The sequence below is a fragment of the Gemmobacter nanjingensis genome (assembly GCF_014652195.1).
GTDB lineage: Bacteria > Pseudomonadota > Alphaproteobacteria > Rhodobacterales > Rhodobacteraceae > Gemmobacter > Gemmobacter caeni.
Genome location: NZ_BMYI01000001.1, coordinates 507,358 through 520,855 on the forward strand (window position 1 = coordinate 507,358; position 13,498 = coordinate 520,855).

Genomic DNA, 13,498 nt, shown 5'->3' on the forward strand with positions numbered 1-13,498 from the left:
AAATTTCTTCAGAAAGAAATTTGCACGTCCCTCCGGCGTCAGATCAATTCGACCGAATATTTCTCGATCACGGTATTGGCCAGCAGCTTCTCACACATGGCCTTCACCTCTTCCTCGGCCCTGGCGCGATCCGTCGCGGTCAGGTCCAGTTCGATCACCTTGCCCTGACGCACCGCCTCGACCCCTTCGAAGCCGAGCGTACCCAACGCGCGGCGCACGGCCTCGCCCTGCACATCCAGAACGCCGGTTTTCAGCATCACGGTCACACGCGCTTTCATCGTCAGGGCCTTTCAGTTGATGAGGGTCGGCTTGGTGGTATGGGTCACGTTGGAGGGCAGAACGCCCAGCCGCCGTGCGAGTTCTGTATAGACATCATTCAGCGGACCGGGCTCGCGCACCTGCCCTTCGCGGTCCGGGGTTTCCAGCCCGCGCAGATCCCACAGGCGGCAATTGTCGGGGCTGATCTCATCGGCGACGATCAGGCGCATGTAATCGCCTTCCCAGATCCGGCCGACTTCGATGCGGAAATCCATCAGCCGAACGCCGACACCCAGCATCACGCCCGACAGGAAATCGTTCACCCGCAGTGCCAGCGCAACCATATCGTCCAGATCCTGCTGGTTGGCCCAGCCGAAGGCGACGATATGTTCTTCGGCGACCATGGGAGAGCCGAGCTTTTCGTCCTTGTAGTAATATTCCACGATCGGCCGCGGCAGGGCGGTGCCTTCGGGAATGCCAAGGCGTTGCGAGATATCGCCTGCGGCGAAGTTGCGCACCACCACATCCACCGGCAGGATTTCCGCCATGCGGACAAGCTGTTCGCGCATGTTCAGCCGCCGCATGAAATGCGTCGGCACGCCGATGGCATTGAGCCCGGCCATGAAGAATTCGGACAGGCGGTTGTTCAGCACCCCCTTGCCTTCCAGCCCCTTCCCTTCGGCCCCCTGAGCAGGTGCCTGTTCGGACTGGGCGGCATCATCCTTGAAATACTGGATCAGGGTGCCCGGCTCCGGCCCTTCGTAAAGGATCTTCGCCTTGCCTTCGTAGACCTTCTTCCGACGTGCCATGAACTTTCCCGAATCGCGCTGGGGCGGAAGGTATTGCACCCCCGCCCGTCTGCGCGCGTCATAGTGGAAGCGCCGCGCCGCCGCAAGGTTTAGCGCCATCGCCCGCCCGGTCCCTCCTCTCGGCCCTTGCGGCAGGGGCCACGGGCGGGCATATGGAAGGAAACCGGAACCAATTCATTCAGGGGGCCTTGCCATGACCACCTTCGACGACCGCGAACAGGCATTCGAAGCCAAATTCGCCCATGACGCCGACATGCAGTTCAGGGCCGAAGCCCGCCGCAACAAGCTGGCCGGCCTCTGGGCTGCCGGGCTGCTGGGCAAATCGGGTGACGAGGCCGCCGAATATGCGATGACCATCGTCGCCGCCGATTTCGAGGAAGCGGGCTCCGAAGATGTGGTGCGCAAGCTGTCCGCAGATCTGGGCGACCGCGCCAGCGCCGATGCGATCCGCGCCAAGCTCGCCGAGCTGCTGCCGGTCGCCAAGGCGCAGCTGATGTCGGAACAGTAATTCCCTATCTCCGATTTCCCGGCTGCCCGGCGTTCGGGCAGCCTACCCTTGCGAGGCGATATGACCGACGCACTTTCCCGCCTTCTGGCGTCGCGCGACTGGCTGATGGCCGATGGCGCAACCGGCACCAACCTGTTCAACATGGGGCTGTCCTCGGGTGATGCCCCCGAATTGTGGAACACCGATCAGCCCGAGAACATCCGCGCGCTGTATCGTGGCGCGGTCGAAGCCGGGTCCGATATTTTTCTGACCAATACGTTCGGCGGCAATGCCAGCCGTCTGAAGCTGCACGGGGCGCAGGGCCGCGTGCGCGAGCTGAACCGCGTGGGTGCCGCCCTTGGCCGCGAGATCGCCGATGCCTCGGGCCGCACCGTTGTCGTCGCGGGTTCGGTCGGTCCGACCGGCGAGATCATGGCACCGATGGGCAGCCTGACGCATGAGCTGGCGGTGGAGATCTTCCACGAACAGGCCGAAGGCCTGAAGGAAGGCGGCGCCGATGTTCTGTGGGTGGAAACCATTTCGGCCCCCGAAGAATTCAAGGCCGCCGCAGAGGCAGCAGCGCGTGCCGATATGCCCTGGTGCGGCACCATGAGCTTTGACACCGCGGGCCGCACCATGATGGGCGTGACTTCGGCCGATCTGGCGACGCTGGTGGAAAAGCTGCCGAACCCGCCGCTGGCCTTCGGTGCCAATTGCGGCGTGGGGGCCTCCGACCTCATGCGCACCGTTCTGGGTTTCTTCGCCCAGGGCACCGAGCGTCCGGTGATCGCCAAAGGCAATGCCGGCATCCCGAAATACAAGGATGGCGCCATCGTCTATGACGGCACGCCCGAGTTGATGGCCGAATATGCCGTGCTGGCGCGCGATGCCGGTGTGCGCATCATCGGCGGCTGCTGCGGCACCATGCCCGAGCATCTGCGCGCCATGCGTGCCGCGCTGGAAAGCCGCCCCAAGGGCCCGCGCCCGACGCTGGAGGATATCTCTGCGCATCTGGGCGGCTTCTCCTCCGCGTCGGACGGCACGGGCGAGGATGCGGGCAGCGCGCGGCGTGAGCGGCGCGGGCGGCGTGGCTGACCGGCGCATCTGCGACCGGGGCACGATCCTTTGGCAGAAAGCCGAGGGCGCGGGGGTATTCCTCTGCGCCCTTCTGTTATATTTCACAGGGCCACAGCCGCTGCCCATGGTCACGCTTCTGCCGCTGTTCCTTGCCCCGGACCTGAGCTTTTTTGCCTATCTGGCCGGGCCGCGCATCGGGGCCTTCGGCTATAACTGCGTTCACAATTATGGGTTGGGGGCGCTGCTGCTGGCTCTGGGCAACTGGTTCCAGACTGACCTGATGGCAAGTCTTGGGCTGCTCTGGCTCGCGCATGTCGGCTTCGACCGGATGCTGGGTTACGGGCTGAAAGAGACGCGGGGCTTTGGCTTCACCCATCTGGGGCGTATCGGCAAAGCCCGTCCCGTTCAGAACAGCGACAACTGATCACCCGCACGCGGTGGCGGGCGAAACAGGTCGCGGCGCAGCGGCGGTTGCGGCACGGTCAGCCCCAGCCGCGCCACCGCCTTGTCAAAACGCTGCGCCACAAGGTCGGACCAGATCCCCTCGCCCCGCATGCGGCGCCCCCAATGCGCATCGTAAAGCTTGCCGCCGTGCAATTCGCGGATGCGCGCCAGCACCTTTTCGGCCCGGCCCGGCACCCGCGCACGCAACCATTCCTCGACCAGAGGGGCCACCTCCAGCGGCAGGCGCAGCATGATCCAGCTCGCCGCCACGGCCCCGGCATCGCGGGCGGCGGACAGGATCGCCTCAAGCTCCGGGTCGGTCAGGCCAGGGATAACCGGCGCCACCATGACGCGCACCGGCACCCCCGCTACGCTGAGACGGCGGATCGCCTCCAGCCGCCGGGCAGGTGTGGGTGCGCGCGGCTCCATCGCGCGGGCCAGGCCTGCATCCAGCGTGGTGACGGTGATCCCCACCCGCGCCAGCCCCAGCGCAGCCATGGGCGCCAGCAGGTCCAGGTCACGTTCGATCAGCGCGCCGCGCGTGGTGATCGCCAGAGGGTGCTGCCAGTCATGCATCACCTGCACCACCTCGCGCGTGACCCGATAGGTCTTTTCCACGGGCTGATAGGGGTCGGTATTGGTGCCAAGCGCCAGCGGCGCCACGACATAGTCCTTGCGGCCGATCTCGCGTTCCAGCACCGCGCCAATACCGGGACGCGCGATCAGCCGGGTCTCGAAATCCAGCCCCGGCGACAGGTTCAGATAGGCGTGGGTCGGACGGGCGAAACAATAGATGCAGCCATGCTCGCAGCCACGATAGGGGTTTACGCTGCGGTCAAAGGGCAGATCGGGCGACTTGTTCCAGTTCAGGGCCGAACGCGGCCGTTCCACCTGCACCTCGGTTTCCAGCAGCCGCTCCTCCTCGATCAGATCCCAGCCATCATCTTCCGCCACGCGGCGTCCGGGTTCAAACCGGCCGCTTTCATTCGCCAGGGCGCCACGCGCACGCAGACGCAGTTCCGGCCTGAGGGTGGTGTCTTTTCCGGTCATTTCCGAATTAGAACATAAAGCGAACAAATCGCAACCCCCCGTCCGACGATTCGGGCCGCTGTCGTCTTTGTTCAGCCCGATGTCGCAAAGCGAAAAGTCCCCGCGTCGCTTCCGTCGCATTGAAGCGATAACACTTTCCGCAGGAGCGCGCCGATGGCCGACGAAGACGATATCATCCTGTCCGAGCTGAATGACGAAGAGCTTGTCCTTCAGATGCATGACGACCTCTATGACGGTCTGAAGGAAGAGATCGAAGAGGGCGTGAACATCCTGCTGGAACGCGGCTGGGCCCCCTATGACGTGCTGACCAAGGCGCTGGTCGCTGGCATGACCATTGTCGGCGCCGACTTCCGCGACGGTATCCTGTTCGTTCCCGAAGTGCTTCTGGCAGCCAACGCCATGAAAGCGGGCATGGCGATCCTCAAGCCGCTCCTGGCCGAAACCGGCGCGCCGCGCATGGGCAAGATGGTCATCGGCACCGTGAAGGGCGATATCCACGACATCGGCAAGAACCTTGTCGGCATGATGATGGAAGGCGCCGGGTTCGAGGTGCTGGATCTGGGCATCAACAACTCGGTCGAGAAATACCTCGAGGCGCTGGAAGCAGAACAGCCCGACATCCTCGGCATGTCGGCCCTGCTGACCACCACAATGCCCTACATGAAAGTCGTGATCGACACGATGAAGGAAAAGGGCATGCGCGAGGATTACATCGTTCTGGTCGGTGGCGCACCGCTGAACGAGGAATTCGGCAAGGCGATCGGTGCCGACGCCTATTGCCGCGACGCGGCCGTGGCGGTGGAAACCGCAAAGACCATGGTTGCGCGCAAGCACAACACGCTCTGATCCCGCAGTCACTGCGGATCAAGGCCCCGGCGTGCGAACGTCCGGGGCCTTTTCGTTTCGGGGCCAGTCCCCATATCTCTGTCAGATACGGAGCCCGCGATGACCGTCACGCTGCCCGACGATATCACCCTGACCGAGGCCGGGCTTGCGCCCGAGGCGCACGCGGGCCGCGTGCTGCTGATCGCCTGTGGCGCACTGGCGCATGAGGTGCTGGCGGTGAAACGTGCGGGAGGCTGGGATCATCTGGATCTGCAATGCCTGCCCGCCAACCTGCATCTCTGGCCCGACCGCATTCCCGCCGCTGTGGAGCGCGCAGTCACCGAAGCAAAGGGCGCCTACCAGCAGGTCTTCATCCTGTACGCCGATTGCGGTACAGGCGGTCTCTTGCAGGAAAAGTGCAAGCAACTGGGTGTTGAGATGCTGGCAGGCCCGCATTGTTATTCGTTTTTTGAAGGCAACGCGCGGTTCGCCGAAATCGCCGAGACCGAGATCACCGCCTTTTACCTGACCGATTTCCTTGTCCGGCAGTTCGATGCCTTCGTCTGGCGGCCCATGGGCTTCGACAAACACCCCGAACTGATCCAGATGATGTTCGGCAATTACGACAAGCTGGTCTATCAGGCGCAGACAGACGACCCGGTTCTGGATGCCAGGGCGCAAGAGGCGGCGGAGCGGCTGGGTCTGGCCTATGAACGGCGCTTCACCGGATACGGCGATCTGGCCGTGGAAATCGAGCGGATTGCCGCGCGCTGAGGTGGCGCCCCCTTCCCCTCGCGGAGGCCCAGGCCTAATGTCGCGGCATGAATGACGCGCATTCCGAACTGTCCGCCCTGCTGGGCCCCCGCTACAGCCGCAGCGCCGCCGAGTGCGACGCCCATGCGCACAGCGAAACCCATGTCAGCGCCGGCCCGCCCGAGGGCGTGGCCTGGCCGGAAACCACCGGGGAGGTCGCGGCGATCCTGCGGATCTGCCACGCCCATCGCCTGCCCGTGGTGGGCTGGGGTGCTGGCACCTCGCTGGAGGGGCATGCGCTGGCCCTTCATGGCGGGATCTGCGTCGATTTCACCCGCATGACCCGCATCGTCGAGTTGCGCCCCGAAGATATGCTGGTGCGCGTGCAGCCCGGCATCACCCGCGAGGATCTGAACCGCGAACTCCGCGCGACGGGGCTGTTCTTTCCGGTCGATCCCGGCGCCAATGCGACGCTGGGCGGGATGGCGGCTACCCGTGCCTCGGGCACCACTGCGGTGCGCTATGGCACGATGCGACAAGCCGTGCTGGGGCTGGAGGCGGTGCTGGCCGATGGCACTGTCATTCGCACCGGCAGCGCCGCGCCGAAATCCAGCGCGGGCTATGACCTGACCGCCCTGCTGGTCGGGTCAGAAGGCACGCTGGCGCTGATCACCGAACTGACCCTGCGCCTGCACGGCCAGCCCGAAGCGGTCTCTGCCGCCGTCTGCGGCTTTGCCGATATGTCCGGTGCTGTCGATTGCGTGATCGAAACGATCCAGAGCGGCATTCCGATGGCGAGGATCGAGTTTCTCGATACCGCAGCCGTTGCCGCCTGCAATGCCCATGCCAGGCAGGATCTGCCCGCAATGCCGCATCTGATGGTGGAGTTTCACGGCTCTGCCGCAGGCGTTGCCGAACAGGCGCAGCGCTTTGGCGAGATTGCGGCCAGCCACGGCTCTGCCGGTTTCCGCTGGGCGGAAAAGACCGAAGATCGCAATGCGCTGTGGAAAATGCGGCACAATGCCTATCCGGCCTGCCTTGCCGCCCGCCCCGGCGCCACGGCCATCGTCACCGATGTCTGCGTTCCGATCTCCCGTCTGGCCGAGGCCGTGGAGGAAACCCGCGCCGACATCAAAGCCAGCGGCCTGCCCGGCCCGATTCTGGGCCATGTCGGCGACGGTAATTTCCATGCCATCCTCCTGATCGACCCGGCTTCGGCCGACGAACGCGCCACCGCCAAGGCGCTGGCCGCGCGCATGGCAGATCGTGCGTTACGACTGGGAGGCACGATCACCGGCGAACACGGGATCGGGATGGGCAAGCTTGATTACATGCCTGCCGAACACGGGCCTGCCTGGGCGGCCATGGGCGCGGTGAAACGCGCGCTTGATCCGCTGAACCTGATGAACCCCGGAAAGCTGGTGCCGCCGCATGACCAAGGCTGAAACGACCACTGCCGATGATTTCGCCCGCGCCTTTGCCCGCGCCTGGACGGCCCAGGACGCCAAGGCGCTGGCCGATCTGATGGCCGAGGACGGCGATCTGGTCAGCCTGACCGGCCGCTGGGCGGAGGGCCGCAAGGACATCGCCACGACCTTCGCCGCCGAATTTGCCGGAACGCTGGCCCGCGCCCGTCTGGTGACGGGGCGGGCCAAGCTGCGGCAACTGGGGCCGCAGATTGCCGTGCTGCATCAACGCTTCGTGTTGTCCGGCCTGATCGACCCGCAGGGCGCGGATCTGGGCCGCGTAGGCGTGGTTCTGGTGGCGACGCTGATCATCACCCCGCAAGGCTGGCGGGCCGCCGCGCTGCAATTCTGCGCGGCGGAGGGTTGATCAGTAATAGTAAGCGAAATTGCGGCGGAACTTACCGGCGTCGATCTCGTGCTGCCGGTATTCCAGATCGTAGCGATCGCGCGCGCCTTCCAGATAGGCCATCTCCAGCTCCTCGGTGCTGGGGATACGGAAAGACCGCAGGAAGCGGGACATCTTGTTCATCATGGCAAAACCCTTTTGATGGTTCAGCCTCCCTGACCCCAAGATAGGTCAGCACACCTGACGGAACAATTGCAAACGGCGCCCTGCCGCCCTGCACTTGCTGCAACGCAGCATCACCCGTCGAGCAGTGCCATCGCCGCCGCCCGCGCGGCATCGGACACGGTATCGCCCGCGAGCATGCGGCCAATTTCCTCAACCCGCGCTTCGGCGCCCAGCGGAGTGACGGTCGAAAGCGTCATGTCCCCCTCGACCCGCTTTTCCACCCGCCAGTGATGCGCCCCCAAAGCCGCCACCTGTGGACTGTGGGTGACGACCAGAACCTGAGCCCCCTCGGCCAGCGCCTTCAGCCGCCGCCCTACGGCATCGGCGGTCGCGCCTCCGACACCCCTGTCGATCTCATCAAAAATCAGCGTCATGCCGGGAGCGTCGCCGGTCAGGCAAACTTTCAGCGCCAGCAGAAAGCGGCTGAGTTCCCCGCCACTGGCGATGCGGTTAAGCGGCCCGGCGGGCGCACCGGGATTGGTGGCGACGGTGAAAGCCACCGCATCCTGCCCCTCCGGCCCGGCCTCGCCCGGTCCGACCTCAGTCGCAAAGACCGCGCGTTCCATCTTCAGCGGTGCGAGTTCCGCCGCCATGGCGGCATCCAGCCGCCCCGCCGCCGCCTTGCGCGCTTCGGTCAGCCGCGCGGCCTCGGCCCCGTAGGCATCTTCTGCCAGCGTCACCTCGCGCGTCAGCCGCGCCACGGTTTCAGCCCCGCCATCCAGCGCCGCCAGACGATTGCGCAGGGTGATCGCGTGGGTGCCCAGATCGTCGGGCAACACGCCATGCTTGCGCGCCAGCGCACGAATGGCGAACAGCCGCTCCTCGATCGCCTCAAGCTCGGCAGGGTTGACGTCCAGCACTGACAGGCAGCGTTCCACACCCTGCTGCGCTTCGGCCAACTCATGCAGCGCCCGGTTCAGCGCCGCCAAGGGAGCCTCCAGCGCGCCCTCGGCCTGATCGGCGGCCCCTTCCAGACGGCGCAGCGCATCGAACAGCAGACCCTCGGCCCCCTGATCGGACAGTGCTTCATGCGCCCGCGCGACATCGGAGCGGATTTTCTCGGCCGCCTGCATGGTGCGGCGACGGACGTCCAGCGTCGCCTCTTCGCCCGGCTCGGGATCAAGCTTGTCGAGTTCCGCAACCGCGTGCCGCAGGAAATCCTCTTCCGCCTGCACGGCGGCAAGCGCCGCCTGCGCCTCGTCCAGCCGCTTCCGCGCCCGCCCCAGAGCGCCCCAGGCAGCGCGCGCGGACGCCAGATCCAGCCCGGCGAAAGCGTCCAGCATCTGCCGGTGCCCCCGCGGGTTCAGCAAACCCCGGTCGTCATGCTGGCCATGCAGTTCCACCAGCGTATCTGACAGCGCCCGCAGCACCTCGCCCGACACACGGCGGTCATTGACCCAGGCGGTCTTACGGCCATCCGCATGGTTCACACGGCGGAAGATCAGCTCGTCCTCGGCCTCGATGCCATATTCCTCCAGCACTGCATGGGCGGGATGGCCCGGCGCCAGATTGAAAACCGCCGTCACCTCGCCCTTTTCGGCCCCAGCGCGCACCAGTTCGGCCCGGCCTCGCCAGCCAAGCACGAATCCCAGGCTGTCCAGCAGGATCGACTTGCCCGCGCCGGTTTCGCCGGTCAGCACGTTCAGGCCCGGCTGGAACGCCAGCGCGAGCCTGTCGATGATAAGCATGTCGCGGATGTCGAGCGAGCGGAGCATCATCAGTTCCAAAGAAGGGCCCGAACCGGAAGAGGGGTGGGCCCCCTCCCCCTTACAGCCACTCGCCCTTGATCATCTGGCGATAGACCTTGGCCAGCCAGCTGTTGCCCTTGGCCTTCGGCTCCAGCCCCCGCTTGGTCAGCAGCTTGTAGCTGTCGTCATAGAACGGGCTGGACTGGTAGTTATGGCCCAGAATCGCGCCTGCCGTCTGCGCCTCGTCCGTCAGGCCAAGGCCCAGATAGGCTTCAACCAGACGATGCAGCGCCTCGGCGGTATGGGTGGTGGTCTGGAAATCCTGCACCACCACGCGGAAGCGGTTGATGGCAGCAGTGTAATGGCGCTGCTTCAGATAGTAGCGGCCGATTTCCATTTCCTTCGCCGCCAGATGGTCGAAGGCCAGATCGAATTTCAGCATCGCCGAACGGGCATATTCGCTGTCGGGATACTGCTCGATCACTTCGCGCAGCGCCTGAAGCGCCTGGAAAGTCAGGCCCTGATCGCGGCCGACTTCGTCGATCTGGTCATAATAGCTGAGCGCCATGAGGTATTTGGCATAGGCCGCATCCTCGTCACCCGGATAGAAATCGAGGAAACGCTGTGCCGCCTGCCGCGCCTCTTCGTAGTCGCGGTTCTTGTGATAGGTGAAGGCCTGCATGATCAGCGCACGGCGGGCCCAGTCGGAATAGGGATAGAGCCGCTCCACCTCGGTGAAATAGTGGATGGCATTCTTGGGATTGCGTTCGCCTTCCAGCGTCAGCTCGCCCTTCTTGTAAATCTGCTCCGCGCTGAGCGTATCAAGCGGCACTTCCTTGCTGGCAGCCCCGCCGCCCCCGCCGCAACCGGCAAGCATACCTACCAGAAGCAGGCCGCCCAGAACAGCCGCGCCCGATTTTCCGCCCGTCATCTCTTGCACATCTGCCTCGTCACTTCCGGCCCTTGCGGGCAAAAGTCCCGCGCGGCTTGGTCCCTGACGGCGGCCCGCCAAGGCTGTTCGGCTTGTCCTAGCATGAAAAACGGGAGAGGCAAAACGCCTTTCTTGCCACCAGCCCGCGGCATCCGCCCGGCGTCAGTGATGCACGGGCAGATCGCCCGGATGCACACCCATGCCCGGCAGCTTGCAGCCCGTCACCGTGCCGCAATCCACCGACATCCAGGCCGACGGATCGGCGAACAGGGCGCGCAGCAGGCGGTTCGTCATGGCGTGACCGGCCCGGATGCCGGTGTAGCGGCCAAGAATCGGCCCCCCGGCCAGCGCCAGATCCCCCAGCGCATCCAGCATCTTGTGGCGCACGGGTTCATCCGCGTGGCGCAGGCCACCGGGGCTCAGCACCTGGCCGTTTTCAAACACCACGGCATTTTCCAGCGTGCCACCCAGGGCCAGCCCGTTGGCGCGCATCCGGTCGACATCGGCCTGAAGGCAGAAGGTGCGGCTGTCGCACAATTCGCGCACGAAGGCCCCGTTCGCCATGTTCAGCATCTTGGTCTGCTTGCCGATCGCGGCTTCCGCAAAGTCGATGCGGAAATCGATTTCCAGCATGTCCGAGGGCTCAAGCCGTGCAACCGCATCCCCCTCGCGCACTTCGACCGGCTTCAGGACGCGGATCGCACGTACACGGGCGGCCTGTTCGACCAGACCGACCTCAAGGAATTTTTCAACAAAGGGCACGGCCGACCCGTCGAGGATCGGCACTTCCGGCCCGTCAATCTCGATCACGGCGTTGTGGATGGCACATCCCGCAAGAGCGGCCATGATATGTTCGATGGTCGAAACGCTGGACCCGGCCACATTGGCCACCAGTGTGCACAATTTCGACGGGACAACGGCATCCCAGCGCGCAGGAATGTCGGCCTCGGCGGCAGGCAGGTCGGTCCGGCGGAACAGAATCCCCGAATCCTCGGCCGCCGGGTGCACGATCATGCGCACCGGCTGGCCCGAATGCAGGCCAAGACCATCAAAGACAGCGGCGGATTTCAACGTGTTCTGCACGTCAGGTGACCCTTGATTATTCCCCTCGCGGCACTGCACCAAGGCTGGCACAAAACCGCTCAGTTTAGGTAGTTCCGATGGGATCAGACCTCAACTCACACATTGTGACGAGTTGTAACACTGGCCGTAACACAGCGGGACATTCCGCCGACACGGCACTAAGCTCATGCTTTAAATAGACAAAAGGCCCACTTGCGCGGGCCTTTTGTGTAAAAAATGTGACCTGCCCCTGGGTCAGTTTGCCTGACGGCGCAGGAAAGCCGGGATCTCGATCCGCTCCTGATCGGCCGAAAGCTCGGGCTCGTCGTCATAGGCCTGCACCTGCGGCTGCTGACGCGGCGCCGGACGTTCGGCTGCCGGTTCCGCCGCATGGCCTGCCATGCGGTTGATCAGCGAGCCGATGCCGAAGCGCGGTTTTTCCTGCGCACGCGCCGGGGCGGCCGGGGCTTGCGGCGCAGCCGGGCGCTGTGCAGCGGGCGGTGCCTTGCTGACAGCGGCTTGCAGACGGGCCAGCGCCTCGGGCGAAGGCTGACCAGCGGCACGCGGACGCGGAGCAACAAAATTGCCCGCATCGGCATCATGGGCGGCAAAGCTGCGGGACTGCGGGGCCGGTTGCGGCGCAGCAGGCTGCGGACGGTAGGCCGGGGGCGGCATGTCGTCCACTGCCTCGTCCTCGTGCATCGGCTCGAACCCGGCGGCGGGCGTGTCGAACAGCGCGGCCTGTTGCGGCTGCGGGGCCGGAGCGACCGGCGCAGCGGCCTGCTGGGCGGGCACTACCTGCACCGTCACAGCCGGGCGAGCCTCGGCGGCACGGACTTCGACGCGCGGCTCCGGCTTCTGCTCGGGCGCCGGGGCGAAGCTGGGCGCAGCGCTGCCCATCGGGCGACGGGTCGGGGTTTCGGCGCGGTTCGAAGCCGAAGCGTCGATGCCGGTCGCCACGACCGACACGCGGATCGCGCCTTCCATTTCCGGGTCGAGCGTGGAGCCGACGATGATATTGGCGTCGGGGTCCACCTTTTCGCGGATGATGTTCGCGGCCTCATCCAGTTCGAACAGGGTCAGATCATAGCCGCCCGTGATATTGATCAGCACGCCTTTGGCGCCGTTCAGGCTGATCTCGTCCAGCAGCGGGTTGGCAATCGCCTTCTCGGCGGCCTGCACGGCGCGGTCTTCGCCGGTCGCCTCGCCGGTGCCCATCATCGCCTTGCCCATCTCGTCCATCACGGCACGCACATCAGCAAAGTCGAGGTTGATCAGGCCGGGCCGCACCATCAGATCGGTCACGCCCTTGACGCCCTGATACAGGACGTCATCGGCCATGGCGAAGGCTTCGGTAAAGGTGGTGCGTTCGTTGGCCAGGCGGAACAGGTTCTGGTTCGGAATGATGATCAGCGTGTCGACCACCTTCTGAAGCGCCTCGATTCCGTCCTCGGCCTGCTTCATCCGCTTGTTGCCCTCGAACTGGAAGGGCTTGGTCACAACGCCGACCGTCAGCACACCCAGTTCACGCGCGGCCTGCGCGATGATCGGCGCGGCGCCGGTGCCGGTGCCGCCACCCATGCCGGCGGTGATGAAGCACATGTGGACCCCGGCCAGATGATCCACGATCGCCTCGATCGTTTCCTCGGCGGCGGCGGCGCCGACCGAGGGGCGCGCACCCGCGCCCAGACCTTCGGTCACCCGCGGCCCCATCTGGATGCGGGCCCCGGCGCGCGACTGTTGCAGCGCCTGAGCATCGGTATTGGCGACGACGAACTCCACACCCTCGAGGTTCTTCTCGATCATGTTGTCAACGGCATTGCCGCCTGCCCCGCCCACACCGAACACGGTGATGCGCGGCTTCAACTCTTCACTCTGGGAGGTCATCATCAGATTCAGTGCCATTGCAAATCCGCCTGCTTTTCTTGGGGCCGCCGTTTTCTCGTTCTTTATCAGGATTTTGCCCGTGCCTGTCCCGCACGCCTTGATCCTGAGTTATCCGCAATTCTATCCACAGTGGCTTGCGCCGTCACCTAAAAAACACACAAAACCCACAAAATATGGGGGATAACGCCGC

The 13,498-nt window shown here is 65.1% G+C and carries 15 protein-coding genes; 7 read left to right on the top strand and 8 right to left on the bottom strand.

The annotated features are described in order from the left end of the window. Window positions 1-38: 38 nt before the first annotated feature. Complete coding sequence (purS, locus tag IE126_RS02550) at window positions 39-278, bottom strand: phosphoribosylformylglycinamidine synthase subunit PurS (RefSeq protein ID WP_054301806.1); 240 nt, start codon at window positions 276-278, stop codon at window positions 39-41. Between the two features lie 12 nt (window positions 279-290). Further along, window positions 291-1,067: a phosphoribosylaminoimidazolesuccinocarboxamide synthase gene (locus IE126_RS02555; protein ID WP_054301858.1), complete on the bottom strand. Its 777-nt coding sequence runs from the start codon at window positions 1,065-1,067 to the stop codon at window positions 291-293. A gap of 193 nt (window positions 1,068-1,260) precedes the next feature. Here IE126_RS02555 and IE126_RS02560 point away from each other — a divergent pair, with 193 nt between their 5' ends. Genes IE126_RS02560 through IE126_RS02570 form a run of 3 tightly spaced genes read left to right on the top strand, consistent with a single transcriptional unit; the run spans window position 1,261 to window position 3,055 of the window. Then, window positions 1,261-1,575 (top strand): DUF1476 domain-containing protein, encoded by a 315-nt coding sequence (locus tag IE126_RS02560; RefSeq protein ID WP_108128287.1) that lies wholly within the window; start codon window positions 1,261-1,263, stop codon window positions 1,573-1,575. A gap of 60 nt (window positions 1,576-1,635) precedes the next feature. Continuing rightward, entirely contained in the window at window positions 1,636-2,649 is a 1,014-nt protein-coding gene (bmt, locus tag IE126_RS02565) for a betaine--homocysteine S-methyltransferase (RefSeq protein WP_108128286.1), read from the top strand. Then, a complete protein-coding gene (locus tag IE126_RS02570) occupies window positions 2,642-3,055 on the top strand; it encodes a DUF4260 domain-containing protein (RefSeq protein ID WP_229825189.1) in 414 nt (137 codons plus the stop codon). Before bmt ends, IE126_RS02570 begins: the two co-directional genes overlap by 8 nt. On the opposite strand, the gene IE126_RS02575 is transcribed toward IE126_RS02570, so the two are convergent. After that, window positions 3,037-4,125, bottom strand: coding sequence for a PA0069 family radical SAM protein (locus IE126_RS02575; protein WP_189380097.1), 1,089 nt, complete (start codon window positions 4,123-4,125; stop codon window positions 3,037-3,039). The two genes, IE126_RS02570 and IE126_RS02575, sit on opposite strands and share 19 nt — an antisense overlap. A 153-nt stretch (window positions 4,126-4,278) precedes the next feature. Between IE126_RS02575 and IE126_RS02580 the strand changes: the two genes are divergently transcribed. The 4 genes from IE126_RS02580 to IE126_RS02595 all read left to right on the top strand — a co-directional run bounded on the left by IE126_RS02580 (window position 4,279) and on the right by IE126_RS02595 (window position 7,536). After that, a complete protein-coding gene (locus IE126_RS02580; RefSeq protein WP_054301802.1) occupies window positions 4,279-4,971 on the top strand; it encodes a corrinoid protein in 693 nt (230 codons plus the stop codon). A gap of 99 nt (window positions 4,972-5,070) precedes the next feature. Beyond that, window positions 5,071-5,724 (top strand): DUF1638 domain-containing protein, encoded by a 654-nt coding sequence (locus IE126_RS02585; protein ID WP_189380098.1) that lies wholly within the window; start codon window positions 5,071-5,073, stop codon window positions 5,722-5,724. A gap of 47 nt (window positions 5,725-5,771) precedes the next feature. Next, complete coding sequence (locus IE126_RS02590; RefSeq protein ID WP_189380099.1) at window positions 5,772-7,148, top strand: FAD-binding oxidoreductase; 1,377 nt, start codon at window positions 5,772-5,774, stop codon at window positions 7,146-7,148. Next, window positions 7,135-7,536: an SgcJ/EcaC family oxidoreductase gene (locus IE126_RS02595; protein ID WP_189380100.1), complete on the top strand. Its 402-nt coding sequence runs from the start codon at window positions 7,135-7,137 to the stop codon at window positions 7,534-7,536. Before IE126_RS02590 ends, IE126_RS02595 begins: the two co-directional genes overlap by 14 nt. Here IE126_RS02595 and IE126_RS02600 read toward each other — a convergent pair whose 3' ends face one another. The 5 genes from IE126_RS02600 to ftsZ form a co-directional block, all read right to left on the bottom strand. Then, window positions 7,537-7,701, bottom strand: coding sequence for a DUF3563 family protein (locus IE126_RS02600; RefSeq protein WP_082400751.1), 165 nt, complete (start codon window positions 7,699-7,701; stop codon window positions 7,537-7,539). Between the two features lie 110 nt (window positions 7,702-7,811). Beyond that, a complete protein-coding gene (gene recN, locus IE126_RS02605; protein ID WP_189380101.1) occupies window positions 7,812-9,455 on the bottom strand; it encodes a DNA repair protein RecN in 1,644 nt (547 codons plus the stop codon). A 52-nt stretch (window positions 9,456-9,507) separates the two neighbouring features. Next, complete coding sequence (locus IE126_RS02610) at window positions 9,508-10,359, bottom strand: outer membrane protein assembly factor BamD (protein WP_189380342.1); 852 nt, start codon at window positions 10,357-10,359, stop codon at window positions 9,508-9,510. Between the two features lie 162 nt (window positions 10,360-10,521). After that, window positions 10,522-11,442, bottom strand: coding sequence for a UDP-3-O-acyl-N-acetylglucosamine deacetylase (gene lpxC, locus IE126_RS02615; RefSeq protein WP_054301797.1), 921 nt, complete (start codon window positions 11,440-11,442; stop codon window positions 10,522-10,524). A 234-nt stretch (window positions 11,443-11,676) separates the two neighbouring features. After that, complete coding sequence (gene ftsZ / locus IE126_RS02620; protein ID WP_108128278.1) at window positions 11,677-13,326, bottom strand: cell division protein FtsZ; 1,650 nt, start codon at window positions 13,324-13,326, stop codon at window positions 11,677-11,679. Between the last annotated feature and the right edge of the window lie 172 nt (window positions 13,327-13,498).

Excerpts from the sequence above, each read along its gene's own strand:
- purS (WP_054301806.1), bottom strand. The coding sequence starts at position 278 with ATGAAAGCGCGTGTGACCGTGATGCTGAAAACCGGCGTTCTGGATGTG.
- IE126_RS02555 (WP_054301858.1), bottom strand. The coding sequence starts at position 1,067 with ATGGCACGTCGGAAGAAGGTCTACGAAGGCAAGGCGAAGATCCTTTAC.
- IE126_RS02560 (WP_108128287.1), top strand. The coding sequence starts at position 1,261 with ATGACCACCTTCGACGACCGCGAACAGGCATTCGAAGCCAAATTCGCC.
- bmt (WP_108128286.1), top strand. The coding sequence starts at position 1,636 with ATGACCGACGCACTTTCCCGCCTTCTGGCGTCGCGCGACTGGCTGATG.
- IE126_RS02575 (WP_189380097.1), bottom strand. The coding sequence starts at position 4,125 with ATGACCGGAAAAGACACCACCCTCAGGCCGGAACTGCGTCTGCGTGCG.
- IE126_RS02580 (WP_054301802.1), top strand. The coding sequence starts at position 4,279 with ATGGCCGACGAAGACGATATCATCCTGTCCGAGCTGAATGACGAAGAG.
- IE126_RS02585 (WP_189380098.1), top strand. The coding sequence starts at position 5,071 with ATGACCGTCACGCTGCCCGACGATATCACCCTGACCGAGGCCGGGCTT.
- IE126_RS02590 (WP_189380099.1), top strand. The coding sequence starts at position 5,772 with ATGAATGACGCGCATTCCGAACTGTCCGCCCTGCTGGGCCCCCGCTAC.
- IE126_RS02595 (WP_189380100.1), top strand. The coding sequence starts at position 7,135 with ATGACCAAGGCTGAAACGACCACTGCCGATGATTTCGCCCGCGCCTTT.
- IE126_RS02600 (WP_082400751.1), bottom strand. The coding sequence starts at position 7,701 with ATGATGAACAAGATGTCCCGCTTCCTGCGGTCTTTCCGTATCCCCAGC.
- recN (WP_189380101.1), bottom strand. The coding sequence starts at position 9,455 with ATGCTCCGCTCGCTCGACATCCGCGACATGCTTATCATCGACAGGCTC.
- IE126_RS02610 (WP_189380342.1), bottom strand. The coding sequence starts at position 10,359 with ATGACGGGCGGAAAATCGGGCGCGGCTGTTCTGGGCGGCCTGCTTCTG.
- ftsZ (WP_108128278.1), bottom strand. The coding sequence starts at position 13,326 with ATGGCACTGAATCTGATGATGACCTCCCAGAGTGAAGAGTTGAAGCCG.